Source organism: Pseudonocardia sp. DR1-2, assembly GCF_023717215.1.
In the GTDB taxonomy this organism is placed as follows: Bacteria; Actinomycetota; Actinomycetes; order Mycobacteriales; family Pseudonocardiaceae; genus Pseudonocardia; species Pseudonocardia alni.
This window is the reverse complement of record NZ_JAMQOF010000001.1, coordinates 71,377-92,326: the sequence shown is the minus strand read 5'-3', so window position 1 is coordinate 92,326 and position 20,950 is coordinate 71,377. Positions and strand designations below refer to the sequence as shown.

Sequence of the window (20,950 nt, the reverse complement as noted above, 5' to 3'; positions counted from 1 at the left end):
GCGGGCCATCATCCTCGGCATGTCGAGGTCCTGGGAGCGCTCGCGCGGGCGCCACACCCCACGCCGGCGGCGACGGTCGGTGCACCGCCGCACCTGGGCGGTGCTCGCGACCTCGCTGGTCGCACTGGTGGTCCTCCTCGCGGGCGGGACCGCCGCGATGGCGGGCGGCCGGATCGGCGGCACCGTCGGCGGCGGCGTGGACTCGCTGGCCCGCAACCTCGCCGGTGCCGTCGACCGCCTCCGTCCGGCCCCGGCCGTGCCGCCCGCACCCCCGGTCCCCGAGGTCCTCACCAGCGTCCCGGCCGGCGGCGCCCCGGTCGCCCCGCGCAGCCCGGTCCGCACCGAGGTCAGCACCGGGACCCTCGACGACGTCGCGCTCACCGCCGACTCCGACGACGGACCGGTCACCGTCGCGGGCACTCTGTCCCCCGACGGCCGCAGCTGGACCGCCACCGAGCCGCTGGACCTCGCCACCACCTACCACTGGTCGGGCAGCTGGGTGCTGGGCCCGCAGGACCGGCGCCCGGTGCCCCCGGCCCCGTTCACCACCGTCGACCCCGACGACACCGTCGACGCCACCATGAACATCCGCGACGGCGGTGAGATCGGCATCGGCGCCCCGGTCGTGCTCACCTTCGGCGAGAAGCTCCCCGACGCCGCGAAGGCCACCGTCGAGCGGGCGCTGCGTGTCACCGCGTCGCGGGAGGTCGAGGGCGCCTGGGCGTGGCTGCCCGACACCGCCGAGGGCTCGCGGGTGCACTACCGCCCGAAGGCCTACTGGCCCGCGCACACGCAGGTCCACGTGCGGGGCGCGCTGCGCGGCCTCGACCTGGGCGACGGCACCTTCATGACGAAGGACCTGGACCGGACCTTCACCGTGGGACGCAGCCAGATCGTGAAGGCCGACACCCGCAGCCACGCGATCGTCGTCGTCCGCGACGGCACGGAGGTCGCCCGCTACGACGCCTCCTACGGCCTGGAGTCCGACCCGCGCCGGGTGACCCGCTCCGGCATCCACGTGGTCATGGGCAGGTCGGAGAAGGTGCTGATGAGCAACCCCGACTACGGCTACGTCGACGAGCCCCAGTTCTGGGCGGTCCGGATCTCCAACAACGGCGAGTTCATCCACGCCAACCCCGCCTCGTCGTGGGCACAGGGCAACCGCAACGTCAGCCACGGCTGCATCAACCTGTCCACCCGTGACGCGAAGGAGTTCTTCGCGGGCGCCGTGTTCGGCGACCCGGTCGAGGTGACCGGCAGCTCGCAGCCGCTGACCGCCCGCGACGGCGACCTCTACGACTGGACGATCCCCTGGGACGAGTGGCGCTCGCTGAGCGCACTGTCCTGACCGCCCCTCCCCCGGTCTCCCGGTGGACCACCCGCCGGGAACACCTCCGCACAGAACCGGACCGTCTGGTCCGGGACCGATCGGTCCGCTATGGTCGACCCCGACCCGGCACCGACGGAAGGCCTCCCCATGCCCCTCTGGACCGTCCACCACAGCGCGGACTGCCTCGGCCCCGACGACCGCCGGACCCTGGCCGAGGGCATCACGGGGATCTACTCCGTGCTGCCGTCGTTCTATGTCGGCGTGGTGTTCCAGGCGGCCGAGCCCGGCGCCCTGTTCATCGGCGGAGCCCCCCGGGAGCGGTTCGTCCGGATCCAGGTGGACCACATCGCCCGCACCCTGCCCGACGCGTCCGCGCGCGACCGCCTGATCGGGCGGGTCGGCGACCTCCTGACCCCCTTCATGGCCGAGCGCTCCCTGGACTGGGAGCTCCACGTCGACGAGACCTCCCGTGACCTCTGGCTCATCCAGGGGCTGCACCCACCGGGCCCCGGGACCCCGGGCGAGCGCCTGTGGGCCGAGCGCGGCGCACCGGTCCCCTACGACGACGTCGCCGCGAGCCGTCCCTGATGCCGGCACCCGGAGCGGGACCGGCCGGCCCCGGCACGACGGCGCACGCGGACCGATCGGTCCGTTACCATCGACGGATGGCTCGCACCCCCGCCCCGGGTACCCGGGAGCGCATCCTCACCACCGCGTCGCGGCTGTTCTACGCGCACGGGGTCCGCGCGATCGGGATGAACCGGATCATCGACGAGGCGGGTACCGGGAAGAACCTGCTCTACCAGCACTTCACGACCAAGGACGACCTGGTCGCCGACTACCTGACCCGGGTCCGCGAGCGCCGGTCGGACGCGATCCGCCGGGCCCTCGACGCCGCGGGCGACGACCCGCGCGCACGGCTGGTGGCCCTCGTCGCCGAGATCGGGGACCTGGTGACCCGCACGGGCTCCCGGGGCTGCGCCTTCCGGAACTACCTCGTCGAGTTCCCCGACGGCACCGCCGGGGACGCCCCCGCCGCGGTCGCCCGCGGGCACCTGGCCGACGTCCGGGCGATCGTCGCGCGGCTCGTCGGCGAACTCGGGGCCGACGACCCCGACCGGCTCACCGGCGAGCTCTGCCTGATCACCGACGGGCTGTTCATGCAGGCGGCCCACCGCGACGCGGCCGACGTCCGGCGTGGCGCCGACGCCGCCGTGGCGCTCACCCGCCGCCTCGTCGGCGCCTGACCACCCGTCGCACCACCCCGCACTGTCCGCACGTCACCCCGGACCGATCGGTCCGCCTCGAGAGGACGACCATGCCCGCCCCCAGACCCGGTGTCGTCCTGCTCATCACCTCGGCGGCGGCGTTCCTGTCCAGCCTCGACCTGTTCATCGTCAACATCGCCTTCCCCGACATCCGTGCCGCGTTCCCGGGCACCGACCTCGGGCAGATGTCGTGGGTCCTCAACGGCTACACGGTGGTGTTCGCGGCGTTCCTCGCCCTCGCCGGGCGGCTGGCCGACCGCGTCGGCCACAAGCGGATCTTCCTGGTCGGCCTCGCCGTGTTCACGCTCGCGTCGGCCGCCTGCGGGGTGGCACCGAGCGTGTGGTCGCTGGTCGCCGCACGGACGGTGCAGGCGGTGGGCGCGGCCCTCGTCATGCCCACCTCGCTGTCGCTGCTGCTCACCGCCCACCCGCCCGAGCGCCGCAGCCGGGCCGTCGGCGCCTGGGCCTCGATCGGCGCCGTCGCCGCGGCGCTGGGACCTCCCCTGGGCGGGCTGCTCGTGCAGGCGTCGTGGCACTGGGTGTTCCTGGTCAACGTCCCGGTGGGGCTCGTGGCGCTGGTGGCCGGGGCGCGGACGCTGCGCGAGTCCGACCTCGAGCGCACCGGGATGCCCGACCTGCTCGGCGCCCTGGCACTGGTCGTGGGCATCGGCGCACTCGCCTGGGCCCTGGTCCGCGTCCCCGACCGGGGCTGGCTCTCCACCGAGGTGCTCGCCGCCGCCGGGGTCGCGGCCCTCGGTCTCGTCGCCGTCGTCGTGCGGTCGCGGCGGCACGCGGTCCCGGCCCTGGACCTCGCGGTCGTCCGGGTGCCGTCCGTGGGGTTCGCCGCGCTGACGATGGTGGCGTTCACCTGCGGTTTCGCCGGCATGCTCGTCGTGAACGTCCTCTACCTGACCGGCACCTGGGGCTGGACGGCGCAGGCCGCGGGCCTGGCGCTCGCACCGGGGCCGATGGTCGTGGTGGTCGTCTCGCGGCTCGCCGGGCGGCTCGCGGCGCGGATCGGGGTCGGTCCGACGGCGGCGCTCGGCGCCCTGTCCTTCGCGGCCGGGCCCCTCTGGTGGCTGGCCCACCTCGGTCTCACCCCCGACTACGCCGTCGGCATGCTCCCCGGCCAGCTGCTCACCGGGCTCGGGGTCGGGCTGATCCTGCCCACGCTCTCCTCCGTGGTCGGCTCCGCCCTGCCCGCCCCGCAGTGGGGCTCGGGGTCGTCGCTGATCAACACCGCGCGACAGGTCGGGTCGGTGCTGGGGGTCGCCCTGCTCGTCTCGGTGATCGGCGCGCACACCACCGGTCTGCCGTCGGAGTTCGGCGCGGTCCGGGCCGGGTGGGTCCTCCTGGCCGGGTCGGCCGGCGTCGCCGCGCTGCTGGCGCTCGTGCTCGCCGTGGCCGAACGGCGGCCGGCGCCGGTCGTCGACGGCGGGGTCCCCGGTCTCGCGCCGGTACGCCCGGGAGCGGAGGGCGCCGGCGCACCCTGACAGGTCACCGCCGCCCGGTCACCGGATCCGGCGCTCCTGCCCGGCCCACGCCTCGTCGCGCAGCACGAACTTCTGGATCTTCCCGGTGGAGGTCTTCGGCAGCTCGGCGAAGGTGACCCGCTGGGGGGCCTTGAACCGCGCCAGCCGCCCGCGCACGTGCTCGACGATCTCGTCCTCGGTGGCGCTCGCGCCCTCGCGCAGCGTCACCCACGCGGCCGGGACCTCGCCCCACCGCTCGTCGGGGACGGCGATCACCGCGACCTCCAGCACGGCCGGGTGGTCGGCGATGGCCTGCTCCACCTCGACGCTGGCGATGTTCTCCCCACCGGAGATGATCACGTCCTTCGAGCGGTCACGGAGCTCGACGTAGCCGTCGGGGTGCATGACGCCGATGTCGCCGGTCCGGAACCAGCCGTCCGGCGCGGCGTCGCGGGTGGCCTGCTCGTCGTCGAGGTAGCCGAGCATGACGTTGTTGCCGCGCAAAGCGATCTGGCCGGTCGTCTCCCCGTCGGCGGGGACGTCGGCGCCGTCGTCGTCGATCACCCGGACCGCACAGGCGATCATGTTCCCGACGCCCTGGCGGGCCTTCATCCGGGCCCGGGCGTCGGCGTCGAGGTCGTTCCACTCCGGACGCCAGTCGCAGATCATCGCCGGGCCGAAGGTCTCGGTGAGCCCGTAGAGGTGGGTCACCTCGAACCCGAGCTCGGCCATCCGGCGCAGGATCGCCGGGCTCGGCGGTGCTCCCCCGGTCGCGACGGCCACCGGGGTCTCCACCGGCCCGGCCTCCGGCGCGTAGGCGATCATCGACAGCACGGTGGGGGCGCCGTTGAGGTGGGTGACGCCCTGGTCGCGCACGAGCTCCCAGATCCGGGCCGGCTCGACCTTCGGCAGGCAGACGTGGGTGGCGGCGGCCGCGGTGACCGCCCAGGGGAAGCACCAGCCGTTGCAGTGGAACATCGGCAGCGTCCACAGGTGCACCGACGACGCGGTCAGCCCGGTGTGGCCGACCATCGCGAGCGCCTGCAGGTAGGCGCCCCGGTGGTGGTACATCACGCCCTTCGGGTTCCCGGTGGTCCCGGACGTGTAGTTGATCGACAGCAGGCCGCGCTCGTCGGCGGGCCGCACCGCGGTGGGCTCCCCCTCCTCGACGAGGCGCTCGTAGTCCGGGCCGACCCGCACCGTGTGCGGCGGGGCATCGAGGCGGGTGACGACCTCGGCGACGAGGTCGTCGAACACCGGGTCGGCCACCAGCACCGAGGCGTGGGAGTGCTCCAGGATGTAGGCGACCTCGCCCGCCGAGAGCCGGGTGTTGACCGCGACCAGCGCCGTCCCCGACCACGGGACCGCGTGCGCCGCCTCCAGCCCGACGTGGGTGTTCGGCACGAGGACCGCGACCGGGCGCCCGTCGTGCAGCGCGGCGAGCGAGCCCGCCAGGCGCCGGCAGCGGTCGCGGAACTCGGTGTAGGTGAACCGCAGGTCGCCGTCGACGACCGCGACCCGGTCGCCGTGCGCCGCCGCTGCCCGGTCGAGGAACGCCGTGGGGGTCAGCGGCTCGTAGGACAGGTCCACCAGGTCGGCCGGGACACCCGCCGGGTGGACGGGGACGGGAGCCTCGTCGGTCATCCCCCGAGCCTCCCCGCCGGCGCCCGGGCACGCAATCGCCCCGCCCGCCCGGTGACCCGCCGTCCGCGCACGGTGGTCCCGCCCGCACGGTGATCCCGCCCGCACGGTGGTCCCGCCCGCACAGTGATCCCGCCCGCACGGTGATCCCGTCCGCACAGTGATCCCGCCCGCACGGTGATCCCGTCCGCACAGTGATCCCGCCCGCAGCGTGATCGCGAGCCCGCGCGTGATCCGCCGTCCGCGCGGTGATCCGCTCCGCGCGCGCGTCCGGACGCGCGCGCGGAGCGGATCTGCGCGCGCATCGCCGATCACCGGTTCGGCCGGCCACCGACAACCGGCTCCGTCGACAACCGGCTCCGACGATCACCGCGCCGTCGGCCACCGGCACCACCGACCACCGGCCCCGTCGATCACCGCACCGTCGGCCACCGGCACCACCGACCACCGCACCGCCGGCCACCGGCACCACCGACCACCGACCCCGTCGACCACCGGCTCGGCGGCGGCCCTGTCCACGTCGTGGCGGGCTGGGTTACGTTCGCAGTGGCAACGAGGCTCGTCGGGAGGCGGACGCGATGGCGTGGGACTTCAGCACCGATCCGGAGTTCGAGGAGAAGCTGAAGTGGATGCGCGGCTTCGTCCGCGACGAGATCATCCCACTCGAGACCCTCGACCTGGACCGGGAGACCTTCGCCCGGATCACCGCCCCGCTCAAGGAGCAGGTCAAGGAGCAGGGCCTGTGGGCCGCGCACCTGCCCCCGGAGCTCGGTGGCGGCGGGTTCGGCCAGGTCGCCCTCGGGCTGATGCACGAGATCCTCGGCCAGTGCCGCTACGCGCCGGGGGTGTTCGGCAACCAGGCCCCCGACTCGGGCAACGCCGAGCTGCTCGCGATCGGCGGGTCGCCGGAGCAGAAGGAACGCTGGATGCACCCGCTGCTGCGCGGTGAGCTGCGGTCCTGCTTCTCGATGACCGAGCCCGGCGCCGGTGCGGACCCGACGATGCTGTCCACCCGGGCCGTGCGCGACGGCGACGACTACGTCATCAACGGCCACAAGTGGTTCTCCTCGAACGCCACCGGCTCGGACTTCCTGATCGCGATGGTGGTGACCGACCCGGACGCGCCCCCGTACCAGCGGGCCTCGATGATCGTCGTCCCGACCGACACCCCGGGGGTCGACGTGGCCCGCGACATCCCGGTGATGGACCACCCCGACGTCGGCGGCGAGATCTACGGCGGCCACGCCGAGGTGTTCTACCGCGACGTCCGGGTGCCGGCGACGCACCTGGTCGGCAACCCCGGCGACGGCTTCAGGCTCGCCCAGCAGCGGCTCGGCCCGGGGCGCATCCACCACGCGATGCGCTGGCTGGGCCAGTCCCGGCGGGCGTTCGACATGCTGTGCGAGCGCGCGGTGTCGCGGACGGCGAGCGGCACGCGGCTCGCCGACAAGCAGATGGTGCAGGACATGATCGCGCAGTCCGCTGCGGACATGGCCGCGGCGCGGCTGCTGACCCTGCACGCGGCGTGGACGATGGACCAGGTCGGCGCCTCGAACGCCCGGATCGAGATCGGGATGATCAAGTACTGGGGCGCGAAGGTGCTGCACGACGTGATCGACCGCGCGATCCAGGTGCACGGCTCGCTGGGCTTCTCCGGGGATCTGCCGCTGGAGCAGATGTACCGGGCGGCCCGTGCCGCGCGCATCTACGACGGCCCCGACGAGGTGCACAAGGAGTCCGTCGCACGGCGCATCCTGCGCGGCTACACCCCGGTGGAGGTCCCCACCGAACACGTCCCGACCCGCACCGAGGCCGCGCGCCGGAAGTTCGCGGAGTACCTGGACACCGCGGCGGCGAACGCCTGAGCCTCAGGCCGGCGTGGACTTCTGCGCCGGCCCGGCGGCGAGGTCGGCGCGGTAGTCCGCGACCAGCGCGTTCATCGCGGTGAGGAAGCGGGCCGCGGCGGCGAGCTCGTCGTCGTCGAAGCCGGCGAGCACGGCGTCCATCCGGGCGCCGAGCGGGCCGAAGAACGCCCCGCCGACCTCGGCGGCGTTCTCGGCCTGGCGCAGGGTCACCCGCCGCCGGTCGGTGGACTCGCGGCTGCGGCGCACGTGGCCCGCGCGCTCCAGGCGGTCGACGAGCGCGGTCGTCGCACCCGTGGACAGCCCGAGCCGGGCGCCGAGGACGCCCGGGGTCAGCGGTTCGCCCGCGGAGTCCGCGCGCATCACCGCGAGCAGCGCGTGCAGGTCGGTGGGGTGCAGCCGGTGCCGCCCGGCGAACTCCTGGCCGAGCAGCTCGGCCTCGCCCGCATAGTCCTGCAGCAGCGCGACCAGGTCCTCACGTCGCGTCCGGGCAGGCATGCCGACGAGCCTAGTCGCGTGCGGCGACACACCGGGCGCGGGTCAGCGCCCCGTCCAGCGCGGCGGGCGCTTCTCCAGGAAGGCCGCGATGCCCTCGGTCCTGTCCGCGGACCGGTCGATCGCCGCCGAGGCGATCTCGGTGGCGTTCCAGCCGCGCTCGTCCGGCTCGGACACCACACGTTCCAGCGCGCGCAGCGACACCGACACCGCCAGCGGCGAGTTCTCGCACACCGCGGCCGCGAGCGCGAGCGCCGCGGCCTCCGCTCCGCCCGGCTCGACGAGCTCGGAGACCAGGCCCAGGGTGTACGCGCGCTCGGCGTCCAGCGGTCGCCCGGTGACCAGCAGCTGCTTGGCGATGTTGAGCGGCAGCGGCCGCGGCGCCCGGAACAGCGCCCCGCAGTTCGCGACCAGGCCGCGGGCGACCTCGGGCAGCCCGAACCGCGCCGTCGTCGACGCGACGACCATGTCGCAGGCCAGCACGATCTCGAACCCGCCGCCGTAGGCGACGCCCTCGACGGCGGCGATCAGCGGGCGCCGCCGGTCTCGCCGGACGACGCCGTAGTTGCCGCCGCGGGGCGTCGGCCCGCCGGAGCCCGCCGCCAGGTCGGTGCCCGCGCAGAACGCCGTCGCGTCCCCGGCGAGCACACCGCACCACAGGTCCGGGTCGTCGTCGAGGGAGTTGAGCGCCTCGTCGAGCCCCGCCGTCATCGCCGCGTCGACGGCGTTGCGCTTGTCCGGCCGCGTCATCCGGATCAGGAGCACGTGCCCGTGCCGCTCGGTGGTCACCCGTGTCCCCGCCATGCCGTCCGTCACGATCGTGACTGTAGGTGGGGAGCGGGCCCGGCCGTTCGTACTGTGGTGATCGTGTCCCGCAGCAAGCGCGTCCCGACCGCGGCCGTCCTGTCCGTCCCGCTCGCCCTGACCGGGGCCCTCACCGCGCTCGGCGTGCACGTGCGCCGCAACATGGGGGCCCGCGCCGGCGAGCTCCACCGGATCGCCTCCGGGTCGCCGAACGCCGTCGACGGCGTCTTCGCCAACACCGAGCCGGGTCTGCCACGGGCCAAGGCCTCCGCCAGGATGATCCTGAACATGCTGGTGGGCCGCCGATCCGAGGGCGTCGCGCCGGCCACGGTGCCGCTCGCGCCGCTGCGGACCCCCGACGAGCCCGCCGGGCTGGCGGTGACCTGGCTGGGTCACGCCGGGGTCCTGCTGGAGATCGACGGCCGACGGGTCCTGGCCGACCCTGTCTGGTCGGAGTACGCCTCCCCCGTGCCGCGCTTCGGGCCACGCCGCCTGCACCCGCCCGTCGGGCCGCTGTCCGCGCTGGGGTCCCCGGACGTCGTCGTGATCAGCCACGACCACTACGACCACCTCGACCGTCCGACGGTCACCGCGCTGGCCCGCGACACCTCCGCGGTGTTCGTCGGCCCGCTCGGTGTGGGCGCGCACCTGCGGGCCTGGGGCGTGCCCGGGCACCGGGTCGTCGAGCGCGACTGGGAGGGCGTGGTGACCGTCGCCGGCCTGGAGCTGACCTGCCTGGAGACCCGGCACTTCTCCGGGCGCGGGCTGCGCCGCAACACGACGCTGTGGGCCGCCTGGAAGGTCGCGGGGCCGCGGCACACCGCCTACCTGGGCGGGGATACCGGGGCCACCCGGGCACACGCGCGCACCGGGGCCGCGCACGGCCCGTTCGACCTGACGGTGCTGCCGATCGGCGCCTACGCCGACCTGTGGCCCGACATCCACGCCGACCCGGAGCAGGCCGTCGCCGCGCACCGCGAGCTGGGCGGCCGGGTGCTGCTGCCGATCCACTGGGCGACGTTCAACCTGGGCTTCCATCCGTGGGACGAGCCCGCTGAGCGGGCCCGCAAGGCCGCCGCCGACCAGGACGTGGTCCTGGCCCTGCCGCGCCCGGGCGAGCGGATCGACCTGACCGGCGTCACGACCGTCGACGAGGCTCGCGCCGCGGTTCCCGCCGAACCGTGGTGGCCGACCGCGCGCTGATTCACGTCACGTTCACCACTGACCCTTTTCGCCCATTCCCGTCGCCCGGACGCCGTATCCCCCGACCCGAAACGACGGTGCCGGACTATTTCCGGGCAGGGGTTCGACAGGTCGGTTCGGCATCCTTTATCGTTCTGCCCGAAGAATCGGTTCCGGCTCCGACCGGGCGATTCCCGTCTCCGGCCGATCCGGTGATTCCCCGTGGAAGGAATGACGACGTGGCGCAGCAGACGACCATCACACTGGTCGACGACCTCGACGGCACCGAGGCCGACGAGCAGGTGGAGTTCTCCGTCGACGGCCGCGCCTACGAGATCGACCTGTCCACCAAGAATGCCGAGAAGCTGCGGGAATCGTTGGCGCCCTACGTAGCGGCCGCCCGTCGCGGGTCCGGTCGGCGCAGTCCCGCTTCCGGCACCTCGTCGTCGAACGGTTCCAGCTCCTCGGAACGCGCCGCGAACCGCGCCGTGCGGGAATGGGCGGTGGCCCAGGGCATGAAGATCTCCGAGCGCGGGCGTATCCCGTCCTCGGTTCTCGAGGCCTATCAGAACGCGCACTCCTGACCGCTGCCGCCGCCGGGGTCGCCCCGGATGGCAGGATCGGGCCGACCAGAGACGTGCGCCGGGCGATCCGCGGCGCGCCCCGACGGAGAGGCCCCGATGTACCCAGGCACGCACGCCGCCACGACCCCCGACAAGCCGGCCGTGATCATGGGGGGCTCGGGCGAGACCCTGACCTTCCGTGAGCTGGAGGAGGGGTCCGCCCGGCTCGCGAACCACCTGCGTGCGGCCGGTCTGCAGCGGGGCGACGTCGTCGCGCTCGTCGCGGAGAACACCGCGCGGGTCTACGAGGTCTACTGGGCCGCCCAGCGGTCGGGTCTCTACATCACCGCGGTGAACCACCACCTCTCCGCGCCCGAGGCCGCCTACATCGTGCGGGACTGCGGCGCGAAGGCGCTCGTCGTCTCGGCCGGTGTCGCCGGTCTGGCCGCGGCGATCGAGGACCACGTCGACACCCCGGTGCGGCTGGCCTTCGGCGGTGAGATCCCCGGGGCGTCGCGCTACGCCGACTACGACGAGACCCTCGCCGCGGTGCCGGCCGAACCGCCGGCCGACCAGCCGCGCGGGGCGGACATGCTCTACTCGTCGGGCACCACCGGCCGCCCCAAGGGCATCAAGCCGACGCTGCCCGACCGGCAGGTCGACGAGCCGGGCGACACCTACCAGGCCCTGTTCGGGTCGATGTACGGCTTCGACACCGACACCGTCTACCTGAACCCGGCCCCGCTCTACCACGCCGCGCCGCTGCGGTTCACCGCCACGGTGCAGGCGCTCGGCGGCACCGTCGTGGTGATGGAGCGCTTCGACCCCGAGAAGGCCCTGGAGCTGATCCAGCGGTACTCGGTCACCCACTCGCAGTGGGTGCCGACGATGTTCGTGCGGATGCTCAAGCTCCCGGAGTCCGTCCGCGCCTCCTACGACGTGTCCTCGATGCGGGTCGCGATCCACGCGGCCGCGCCGTGCCCGGTGGACGTCAAGCAGGCGATGATCGACTGGTGGGGTCCGGTCCTGCACGAGTACTACGCCGCGACCGAGTCCAACGGCATCACCTTCATCGACTCGGCGCAGTGGAGCGAGCGACCCGGATCGGTCGGGCGCGCCGGGCTCGGCACCATCCGGATCGCCGACGACACCGGCGCCGTACTGGCCCCTGGCGAGATCGGGACGGTCTACTTCGAGCGCGACGTCCGGCCGTTCGAGTACCACAACGACCCGGGCAAGACCCTCGCCGCGACCCACCCCGAGCACGAGAGCTGGACCACCACCGGGGACCTGGGCTACCTCGACGAGGACGGCTACCTCTTCCTCACCGACCGCAAGGCGTTCATGATCATCTCGGGCGGGGTGAACATCTACCCGCAGGAGGTCGAGGACGCCCTCGCGCTGCACCCGAAGGTGCTCGACGTCGCCGTCATCGGGGTGCCCGACGACGAGATGGGCGAGAAGGTCAAGGCCGTCGTCCAGCCCCCGGAGGGCGTCGACGCCGGCCCGGAGCTGGAGCGCGAGCTGATCGACTTCGTGCGGGAGCGGATCGCGCACTACAAGGCGCCCTCGTCGGTGGACTTCACCGACTTCCTGCCGCGGACCCCCACCGGCAAGCTGGTCAAGCGGGAGCTGCGCGACCGCTACGTGTGACGCCCCACCGTGCTCCCAGGGTCACTTTCGTGGCGCTCTAAGCCACGAAAGTGACCCTGGGAGCACACAGCGCGGGTCAGGTGGCCCGGCGGGCGTAGCGGGCGCGGGTACGGGCGGCGACCAGCGCGAGCGGCACCGAGGCCACCAGGGCGGCGGCGAACAGCGGGGCGAAGCGCCCGGCATCGGCGAGCGGGGCACCCAGCGCGGTGCCGGCCGAGCTGCCCAGGAACAGCAGCGTCGCGAACAGCGCGACGGCGGTCGCGCGGGCCTGCGGGACGACCTCGGTCGCCCAGGTCTGCAGGGTCGAGTGCAGGAACGCCCACGCCCCGCCCAGGCAGAGCCCGGCCGCGGCGATCGTCACCGGGTGCACGACGACCAGCGGGAACACCCAGGCGACGACGAGGAACCCGCCGCCGACGGCGGCCAGCGCGGCCGGTCGCAGGCGCCCGACCAGGCGTCGCACAACCCGGGAGAACAGCACCGCGCCGACGCCGTACCCCCCGGCGGCGAGCCCGGCCAGCGCGGCGGAGCTGCCCCCGGCCTGCAGCGACGGGGCCAGGTAGGTCAGCACCCCGAGCACGACGGCTCCCTCGACGAAGGCGAGCACCAGGACCAGCCGCGCCCAGCGGTTCCCGGCGACCGCGGCCAGCGGGCGGAGCACCGCGTCGACGACCCCGCGCGAGGTGGTGCGGGCGCCGTCGGGTTCGGGCAGCGCCCGCAGCGCGACGAACAGCACCGCGCAGCCGGCCGCCGTCGTACCGAGGACGACGCGCCACCCCGCCAGGTCGGCCAGCAGGCCCGCCCCGGCCGTGGCGACGGCGGTGCCGAGCGCGGTCGCGGCGAGCAGGTCCGACAGGGGCCGCTGCCGGACCGCGGCGGGCCAGGTGTCACCGACGTACACCAGCGCCGCCGGGATCAGCGCCGCCGTGCACGCGCCGGTGACGACCCGGGCGACGACCAGCACCGCGAGGGTCGGCGCCAGCACCGAGGCGACCCCGCCCAGCACCGCGCCGACCAGGGCCAGGCGCATCACCCGGACCCGGCCGATCCGGTCGGACAGCACCCCCCACACGACCTGCATGAGGCCGTAGGCGAGGAAGTAGCCCCCGGCCGCGCCGGCCGCCGCGGCCAGCGGCGCCGAGAACGACGCGGCGATCGGGACCAGCAGCGGCGCGATCGCGAACCGGTCGACGGTGCTGGTCAGCGACGCCAGCTGCAGCAGCCGGAGCCGCCGGGTGCCGTCGGGGACGGCACCGCCGGGATCGGCTCCCTCGGGGCCGGCTCCGTCGGGGTCGGCTCCGTCGGGGGTCGTGCTCACCGGCGTCACCCTGCACGGCGGGCCGTGATCTTGCCCCACCGGGGTGAGCGGGACCACAGTGGCAGGGCAGTCGAGGCTCGGGAGGCCACCGGTGGGCACGATCACGGGACACGGGATGACCGCGGCGGACGTCGTCGCGCGGCACGCACGGACCACACCGGACGGGCCGGCGCTCGCCGACCCGCGGACGTCGCGGACCTGGGCGCAGCTCGACGACCGGGTGTCCCGGCTGGCGACCGTGCTCGCCGACCGGGGGGTCGACCGCGGGGACCGGGTCGCGGTGCTCGGGCTCAACTCCGTCGAGCTCGTCGAGAGCTACCTGGCGGTGCTGCGCCGCGGCGCGATCTGCGTGCCGCTGAACTTCCGGCTGACCGCGGGCGAGGTCGCCTTCCAGCTCACCGACTGCACCCCCACCGCCGTGCTCTGCGACGACGGGTTCGCCGCGACCGTGGAGGCCGCGCGGGAACAGGCGCCGTCGGTGCGGACGGTGCTCACCCTCGGCGAGGGCTTCGGCGCGCTGCTCGCCGGGACCGACCCCGGCGACTGGGGCGACGACGTCGCCGACGACGAGCCCGCCTACATCATGTACACCTCGGGCACGACCGGCCGCCCGAAGGGCGCGGTGCTGACCCACCGCAACCTGATGCTGCACGCGTTCCTGTCGATCACGCACCTGGGCACCGCGGGCGACGACCGGGTCTCGCTGTCCGGGGCTCCGCTGTTCCACATCGCCGGGCTGTCCGGCATGCTCCCGACCCTGATCGCGGGCGGCCGGGTGATCATCCCACCGTCGGGCGGGTTCGACCCGGTCGCGACGGTCGACACCCTGGAGCGGGAGCGGGTGTCGTCGTGCTTCTTCGTCCCGGCGCAGTGGCAGGCGATCTGCGCCGTGCCCGGCATCGCGCAGCGGGACCTGTCGGCGCTGCGCCGGATCACCTGGGGTGCCGCCCCCGCGTCGACGACGCTGATCCGCACCATGATCGACACGTTCCCGCAGGCCATGGTGGTCACCGCGTTCGGGCAGACCGAGTGCAGCCCGGTCACCTGCGCGCTGCGGGGCGAGGACTCGGTGCGCAAGATCGGCTCGGTGGGGACGCCGATGGTCGGCGTCGAGGTGCGGGTCGTCGACGCGGACATGAACGACGTGCCGCGCGGCGAGGTCGGCGAGATCGTCTACCGCGGTCCGACCGTGATGCGGGAGTACTGGGGCCGCCCGGAGGCGACGGCCGAGGCGTTCCGCGGCGGCTGGTTCCACTCCGGTGACCTGGTGCGCGAGGATCCCGACGGCTTCTACTACGTCGTCGACCGCGCCAAGGACATGATCATCTCCGGTGGGGAGAACGTGTACAGCGCGGAGGTCGAGGAGGTGCTGGCCGCGCACCCGGGCGTCGCCGACGTCGCGGTCGTCGGGGTGCCGGACCCGCGCTGGGGCGAGACCCCGCTCGCCGTGGTCGTGCCCGCCGACCCCGCCGCCCCGCCGGACCTGGACACGCTCACGGCGTGGTGCGCCGACCGGCTGGCCCGCTACAAGCAGCCGAGCCGGCTCGCGCTGGTGGAGGTGTTACCGCGCAACCCGTCGGGCAAGGTGCTCAAGACCGAGCTGCGCCGCCTCCACGGGTCCGTGTGACACGAACCCGCTCGCGTCGGCGGCGGTGGGACGCCTAGCGTCGCGGGGGTGTCCGTCGTGGAGTCCGTGAACACCGGGGTGTCCCGTCCGATCCTCGCCAAGGCGGGGGCCTCGGGCATCGACAAGCGGCCGGTACCCGGTCCGGTCCGGGTGGACGTCCCGGCGCCCGCGGCGAGCGGGCTGGCCGGCGACACGATCTGCGACGCCGACCACCACGGCGGCCCGGACCAGGCCGTCTACGCCTACGCCCGGGAGGACCTGGAGTCCTTCGCCGCCGAACTGGGCCCGCTGCGGGCGGGGATGTTCGGGGAGAACCTCACCACCCGCGGCGTCGACGTGTGCGGCGCGGAGCTGGGCGAGCGCTGGCGGGTCGGCGGGGTGCTGCTGCAGGTGACCGCGCCGCGCATCCCGTGCCGGACCTTCGCGGCGCACCTGGAGCGGGCGGGCTGGGTGAAGCGGTTCACCGCAGCCGCCCGCCCCGGCGCCTACCTGAGGGTCCTGTCCCCCGGCGAGATCCGCGCCGGCGACGCCGTGACCGTCGAGCACCGGCCCGGGCACGGCGTCACCGTCGCCGACGCGTTCCGGGCGCTGCTCGCCGAGCCGGCCCGGCTCCCGGACCTCCTGGCCGCGGGTGAGCACCTGCTGCCGAAGATCCGGGAGACCGTCACGAAGCGGACCGCGTCCCGGCGCTGACCCGGCCGTAGCGCATCCCCATGGCCGTGCGGACCGCGTCGAGTGTCTCGTCGGCCAGCGCGTTGGCGCGGGCGTTGCCGCGGGCCAGCACGTCGTCGACGAGCCCGGGGTCGCGGGCCAGCTCGGCGCGCCGCGCGCGGTGCCCGGCGAGGTGGTCGTTGACCGCGTCGGTGGTGAGCCGTTTCAGCGCGGCGGCCCCGTCCAGGGTCGCGGCCAGCTCGTGCGGGTCGCGGCCCAGGCACAGGGCCGCGGTCGTGAGCAGCCCGTACACCCCGGGCCTGCCGTCCGGGTCGACGGTGATGCGCCGCTCGGGGTCGGTGCGGGCGCGGCGCACGAGCGCCGCGGTCTCGTCCGCGGTCGCGCCGAGCGGGACGGCGTTGCCGCGGGACTTGGACATCTTGTGCCCGTCGAGCCCGGGCAGCTCCGGGGTGTCGGTCAGCATCGGCTCGGGCGGGGTGAACACCGGGCCGTAGCGCTCGGCGAAGCGCCGGGCCAGCACCCGGGTGAGCTCGATGTGCGGGAGCTGGTCCTTGCCCACCGGCACGAGGTCGGCGCGGCAGGACAGGATGTCCGCGGCCTGGTGCACCGGATAGGTCAGCAGCAGCCCCGACAACGCGCGCCCGGACGCGGCGTGCTCGGCCTTCACCGTCGGGTTGCGGTGCAGCTCGGCCTCGGTGACCAGCGACAGGAACGGCAGCATGAGCTGGTTCAGCGCGGGCACCGCGGAGTGGGCGAACACCGTCGTGCGGTCCGGGTCGAGCCCGGCGGCGAGCTGGTCGAGCACCGCGCCGCGGACGTGGTCCGACAGCCGGTCGGCGACGTCACGGTCGGTGATCACCTGGTAGTCGGCGAGGATCACCAGCACGTCCACTCCGGACCGTTGCAGCCGGACGCGTTCGGAGATCGTGCCCACCAGGTGCCCCAGGTGCAGCGGGCCGGTCGGCCGCTCCCCGGTCAGCACCCGGTGCGACGACGGGTCGGCGGCGACGGCGGCACGCAGCGCGGGCATCCGGGCGACGGTGGCGGCGAGGGAATCCATGATCAGCTCCTGGGAACGGGGAGCTGCACGAGACACACCGGTCGCCGCCGGGCTGCTCGGGCAGCCCGGGATGACGGTGACGTGCGTCTACGCGGCTGCGGGGAGCAGCCGCCACCAGACCGGACGGGAGGTGCGCACGGGGGCACCCTACACCGCCGTTATCGACAATGGTTATCGTGAATGTATGGCCGACCGTCGCGTTCCCGTCACGATCCTGTCCGGCTTCCTCGGCGCGGGGAAGACGACGCTGCTGGAGCACCTGCTCGCGAACCGCGACGGCAGGCGGATCGCCGTCGTCGTCAACGACATGAGCGAGGTCAACATCGACGGCGCGCTGGTCGACCTGCACCGCAGCCAGGAGAAGCTGGTCGAGCTCACCAACGGCTGCATCTGCTGCACGCTGCGCGAGGACCTGCTGACCACGGTCGGCGAGCTGGCCGCGGAGGGGCGCTACGACCACGTCGTCGTCGAGTCGACCGGGATCTCCGAGCCGATGCCGGTCGCGGCGACGTTCGAGTGGACCTTCGACGACGGCACCGCGCTCTCCGACGTGGCGCGGCTGGACACGATGGTCACCCTCGTCGACGCCTCGACCTTCGAGACGCTCCTGACCAGCGAGGACTCCCTCGCCGACCGCGAGCTGCAGGCCGCCGAGGGCGACGAGCGGACCCTGTCGGACCTGCTCGCCGACCAGGTCGAGTTCGCGGACCTGCTGGTGCTCAACAAGACCGACCTCGTCGCGCCGCACGCGCTGGGCCGGATCGAGGCGCTGCTGTCACGGATGAACCCGGGCGCACGCCGGGTCCGCGCGGTGCGTGGCGACGTGCCGGTCGCCGACCTGCTCGACACCCACCGCTACGACCCGGCGGCGGCGTCCGCGACACCCGGCTGGGCGCAGGAGCTCAACGGCAGCCACACCCCCGAGACCGAGGAGTACGGGATCGCGAGCGTGACCTGGCGGGCCGGACGCCCCTTCCACCCCGCCCGGCTGCTCGACGCGCTCGGCGAATGGCCCGGCCTGCTGCGCAGCAAGGGCTTCTGCTGGCTGGCGACCCGGCCCGACGTCGCGGGCCTGTGGTCGCAGGCCGGCCCGAACATGGCCCTGGATCCGGCGGCGCCGTGGTCGTCGTTCGACGGGCCGCGCGGGCAGGAGATCGTGTTCATCGGGCTCGGCCTGACCCGCGACGCCGTCACGGCGCGCCTCGACCCGGCCCTGCTCACCGACGACGAGCTGCTCGCCGGGCCCGGCTCCTGGCGCGACCTGGACGACCCGCTGCCCGCCTGGGACCTCGACGACCTGCACGACCACGGGATCCACGAGCACACGCCCGTGGCCGGGTAGCGTCCGGGCACGTGCCCGACCTCTCCCCGGACGAGTTCCGAGCCCTCGGCCACCTGTTCGTCGACGCCGTCGCCGACGCCCGCGCCGGGATCGAACGCCACCCGGTCCGCGACGTCGTCGAGCCCGGCACCGTGCGGGCCCGCTTCCCCCGCGAGGCGAACGAGGACCCCGAGCCGCTCGCGGCGTTCCCCTCGCTGGTCGAGGCCGTCACCGGTGACGCCGACACCCGCTGGCAGCACCCCGGGTTCCACGCGTTCTTCCCGGCGAACGCCTCGCTGACCTCGCTGCTGGGTGAGCTGCTGTCGGGCGGCGCCGGGGCGCAGGGCATGCTCTGGTCGACCTCGCCGGCGTGCACCGAGGTGGAGCAGGCGGTCACCGACCAGCTGGCCAGGGCGCTCGGGCTGGACGAGACGTTCACCCACGACGGCGGCGGGGGCGGCTCGATCCAGGACTCGGCGTCCTCGGCGGCGCTGGTCGCGCTGACCGCCGCGCTGCACCGGGCCGCGCCGGACCCGGACTCCGGCTGGCGCGTGCGCGGGGTGACCGGCCGGGAACGCGTCTACGTCACGGCCGAGACGCACTCGTCGCTGGCCAAGGCGGTGCGGGTGGCCGGGCTCGGCTCCGACGGGCTGCGGACCGTCCCGTGCACGCCGGGCTCCCGGGCGATGGACCCGGCCGCGCTGGCCGACACCCTGGCCGCGGACGTCGCCGCAGGGCTGGTCCCGGTGCTGGTGTGCGCGACGGTCGGGACGACCTCGACCGGGTCGAGCGACCCGGTCGCGGCGCTGGTCACGGCGGCGCGGCCGTACCGGGCGTGGGTGCACGTCGACGCCGCGTGGGCGGGCGTCGCCGCGCTCTGCCCGGAGCACCGCTGGGTGCTCGACGGCGTGAACCCGGGCCCGGGTCCCGGCGTCGACTCCTTCTGCACCGACGCCCACAAGTGGCTGCTCACCGCGTTCGACGCCTCGCTGCTCTGGGTGCGCGACGCCCGCGCGCTGCCGGCCGCGCTGTCGATCACCCCGGCCTACCTGCGCGACGCGCACTCCGACTCCGGCGCCGTCGTGGACTTCCGGGACTGGCAGGTCCCGCTCGGGCGTCGGTTCCGGGCGCTGAAGCTGTGGGCGGTGCTCCACGGACAGGGGCTGTCCGGGCTGCGGTCGCACCTGCGCGGGCACGTCGGCCTCGCCGCCGAGCTGGCCGAGCGGGTCCGCGGGCACGACGACCTGGAGCTGGCGTGCGCGCCGGTGCTGTCCCTGGTCTGCCTCCGCTCGCGCTCCGGCGACGCCGCGACCACCGCGCTGCTGGAACGCGCCAACGCCGACGGACGGGTGCTGCTCACCGGCACCGAGGTCGACGGGCACCCGGTGGTGCGGGTGGCGTTCGGCGGGGTCACCACCGGCCGCGAGCACCTCGACGTCGTGTGGGATGTCCTGTCTGCCCGATCGTGACCGCCGTGGGTAAGGTTCGCCTGTCCACCCAGAAGGGTGTACTGACCTGATCCCCCGGCGCCCGGTGCACCCCGCCCGCACGGGTCCCGTCGAAAGGACCGCCCCCATGCCCCGACCCCTGCTCCGCGCGCTCGCCGCGTGCGTGGTCCTGCTGCTGGCACTGGCCGGCTGCTCCTCCGGGGGCTCCGGCGACGCGGCACAGCCCGCCCCCGCCGACGACGCCCCCACCGGGGCGTTCCCGGTCACCCTCACCCACGCCTTCGGGCAGACGACGATCCCCGCCGCGCCGCAGCGGGTCGTGACCGTCGGCTTCAACGACGCCGACTTCGCCCTCGCCCTCGGCGTGAAGCCGGTCGGGGTCCGCGAGAACATCGGCGACTACGACTACGCGAAGCGCCCCTGGGCGCAGGAGGCACTCGGCGGGACGCAGCCGCAGCTGCTGACCGGGTCCCAGATCCCGGTCGAGCAGGTCGCCGCACTCCAGCCCGACCTGATCCTCGGCGTCTACTCCTTCATGGACCAGGCGACCTACACCGCGCTGTCGCAGATCGCGCCGACCGTCGCCCAGGGCACCCCCGACGGCACGAACGCCGCGGGCTGGGAGGAGCAGACCCGCATCACCGGGCAGGCCACCGGGCGCACCGAGCAGGCCGAGCAGGTCATCGCCGCGACCCGCGCGAAGTTCGACGAGGCCAAGGCGGCCCACCCCGACTTCGCGGGCAAGAACCTGAAGATGGACTTCTTCATCGAGGGCGTCCCCTACGACATGGGAACCGACGACCTGCGCGCCCAGATCTTCGCCGGCCTCGGCTTCACCGTCCGGCCGGACTCGCAGACCCTCTCGCTGGAACGCCAGGGCGACCTCGACAGCGACGTGCTCGTGGTGCTGGGCCGTTCCCGCGCCGAGTCCGAGGCCGACCCGGTGTTCCGCGCGATCCCGGCGGTCCAGCAGGGCCGCGTCGCCTACCTCGGGCCGTTCGAGACCGAGTTCGCCGCCGCGCTGGGCTACTCCAGCCCGCTGTCGCTGCCCTACGCCATCGACTCCGTCGCGCCGCAGCTCGACGCGGCGCTGCAGGGCCGGGCCCCCGGCAGCTGAGCCGGCGCCCGCGCACCGGTGCCGTGAACGTCACGTCACCGGTGTGCGCAACCCCTTGTCCCGCCCGGCCGCGCCGACGACTGTGATCGCGGCCCCGTCAGGGCGGCGGGCCACGGT

At 74.4% G+C, this 20,950-nt stretch carries 18 protein-coding genes; 13 read left to right on the top strand and 5 right to left on the bottom strand.

The window, feature by feature from the left end; translation table 11 throughout:
• Positions 1-19: 19 nt before the first annotated feature.
• From ND486_RS00375 to ND486_RS00360, 4 genes are all read left to right on the top strand, one after another.
• On the top strand, positions 20-1,348 hold the full coding sequence (locus ND486_RS00375; protein WP_251782261.1) for an Ig-like domain-containing protein: 1,329 nt from the start codon (positions 20-22) through the stop codon (positions 1,346-1,348).
• A gap of 129 nt (positions 1,349-1,477) precedes the next feature.
• A complete protein-coding gene (locus ND486_RS00370) occupies positions 1,478-1,918 on the top strand; it encodes a tautomerase family protein (RefSeq protein WP_251782260.1) in 441 nt (146 codons plus the stop codon).
• Between the two features lie 77 nt (positions 1,919-1,995).
• Positions 1,996-2,577: a TetR/AcrR family transcriptional regulator gene (locus ND486_RS00365; RefSeq protein ID WP_251782259.1), complete on the top strand. Its 582-nt coding sequence runs from the start codon at positions 1,996-1,998 to the stop codon at positions 2,575-2,577.
• 71 nt (positions 2,578-2,648) lie between these two features.
• Positions 2,649-4,091 carry an MFS transporter gene (locus ND486_RS00360; protein ID WP_251782258.1) on the top strand — a complete coding sequence of 481 codons (1,443 nt, stop codon included), beginning with the start codon at positions 2,649-2,651 and terminating at the stop codon, positions 4,089-4,091.
• An 18-nt stretch (positions 4,092-4,109) separates the two neighbouring features.
• Here the strand turns inward: ND486_RS00360 and ND486_RS00355 are convergent, their stop codons facing one another.
• Positions 4,110-5,714, bottom strand: coding sequence for an AMP-binding protein (locus ND486_RS00355; RefSeq protein WP_251782257.1), 1,605 nt, complete (start codon positions 5,712-5,714; stop codon positions 4,110-4,112).
• A gap of 575 nt (positions 5,715-6,289) precedes the next feature.
• Between ND486_RS00355 and ND486_RS00350 the strand changes: the two genes are divergently transcribed.
• Positions 6,290-7,576, top strand: coding sequence for an acyl-CoA dehydrogenase family protein (locus tag ND486_RS00350; RefSeq protein ID WP_251782256.1), 1,287 nt, complete (start codon positions 6,290-6,292; stop codon positions 7,574-7,576).
• A gap of 3 nt (positions 7,577-7,579) precedes the next feature.
• Here the strand turns inward: ND486_RS00350 and ND486_RS00345 are convergent, their stop codons facing one another.
• The gene (locus ND486_RS00345) at positions 7,580-8,071 is read right to left on the bottom strand and encodes a MarR family winged helix-turn-helix transcriptional regulator (protein ID WP_062395807.1); all 492 of its coding nucleotides are present in this window, start codon (positions 8,069-8,071) and stop codon (positions 7,580-7,582) included.
• A 42-nt stretch (positions 8,072-8,113) separates the two neighbouring features.
• Positions 8,114-8,884 (bottom strand): enoyl-CoA hydratase-related protein, encoded by a 771-nt coding sequence (locus ND486_RS00340; protein WP_251782255.1) that lies wholly within the window; start codon positions 8,882-8,884, stop codon positions 8,114-8,116.
• Positions 8,885-8,935: 51 nt separating this feature from the next.
• Between ND486_RS00340 and ND486_RS00335 the strand changes: the two genes are divergently transcribed.
• From ND486_RS00335 to ND486_RS00325, 3 genes are all read left to right on the top strand, one after another.
• Positions 8,936-10,075 carry an MBL fold metallo-hydrolase gene (locus ND486_RS00335; RefSeq protein WP_251782254.1) on the top strand — a complete coding sequence of 380 codons (1,140 nt, stop codon included), beginning with the start codon at positions 8,936-8,938 and terminating at the stop codon, positions 10,073-10,075.
• 218 nt (positions 10,076-10,293) lie between these two features.
• On the top strand, positions 10,294-10,638 hold the full coding sequence (locus ND486_RS00330) for an Lsr2 family protein (protein ID WP_251782253.1): 345 nt from the start codon (positions 10,294-10,296) through the stop codon (positions 10,636-10,638).
• A gap of 96 nt (positions 10,639-10,734) precedes the next feature.
• Positions 10,735-12,270, top strand: a complete 1,536-nt coding sequence (locus tag ND486_RS00325; protein ID WP_251782252.1) for an acyl-CoA synthetase — start codon at positions 10,735-10,737, stop codon at positions 12,268-12,270.
• Positions 12,271-12,346: 76 nt separating this feature from the next.
• On the opposite strand, the gene ND486_RS00320 is transcribed toward ND486_RS00325, so the two are convergent.
• Positions 12,347-13,588, bottom strand: a complete 1,242-nt coding sequence (locus ND486_RS00320) for an MFS transporter (RefSeq protein WP_251782251.1) — start codon at positions 13,586-13,588, stop codon at positions 12,347-12,349.
• Between the two features lie 115 nt (positions 13,589-13,703).
• On the opposite strand from ND486_RS00320, the gene ND486_RS00315 reads away from it, so the two are divergent.
• Positions 13,704-15,215, top strand: coding sequence for a long-chain-fatty-acid--CoA ligase (locus ND486_RS00315; RefSeq protein ID WP_251782963.1), 1,512 nt, complete (start codon positions 13,704-13,706; stop codon positions 15,213-15,215).
• A 48-nt stretch (positions 15,216-15,263) separates the two neighbouring features.
• A complete protein-coding gene (locus ND486_RS00310; RefSeq protein WP_251782250.1) occupies positions 15,264-15,908 on the top strand; it encodes an MOSC domain-containing protein in 645 nt (214 codons plus the stop codon).
• On the opposite strand, the gene trpS is transcribed toward ND486_RS00310, so the two are convergent.
• Positions 15,880-16,947 carry a tryptophan--tRNA ligase gene (gene trpS / locus ND486_RS00305; RefSeq protein ID WP_178373567.1) on the bottom strand — a complete coding sequence of 356 codons (1,068 nt, stop codon included), beginning with the start codon at positions 16,945-16,947 and terminating at the stop codon, positions 15,880-15,882. The genes ND486_RS00310 and trpS overlap by 29 nt on opposite strands.
• Before the next feature lie 184 nt (positions 16,948-17,131).
• Between trpS and ND486_RS00300 the strand changes: the two genes are divergently transcribed.
• The 3 genes from ND486_RS00300 (at position 17,132) to ND486_RS00290 (ending at position 20,833) form a co-directional block, all read left to right on the top strand.
• Positions 17,132-18,289 (top strand): GTP-binding protein, encoded by a 1,158-nt coding sequence (locus ND486_RS00300; RefSeq protein WP_251782249.1) that lies wholly within the window; start codon positions 17,132-17,134, stop codon positions 18,287-18,289.
• A gap of 11 nt (positions 18,290-18,300) precedes the next feature.
• Positions 18,301-19,737, top strand: coding sequence for an aspartate aminotransferase family protein (locus ND486_RS00295; RefSeq protein ID WP_251782248.1), 1,437 nt, complete (start codon positions 18,301-18,303; stop codon positions 19,735-19,737).
• Positions 19,738-19,843: 106 nt separating this feature from the next.
• Positions 19,844-20,833 (top strand): ABC transporter substrate-binding protein, encoded by a 990-nt coding sequence (locus ND486_RS00290; RefSeq protein ID WP_251782247.1) that lies wholly within the window; start codon positions 19,844-19,846, stop codon positions 20,831-20,833.
• The last annotated feature ends 117 nt before the right edge of the window (positions 20,834-20,950 follow it).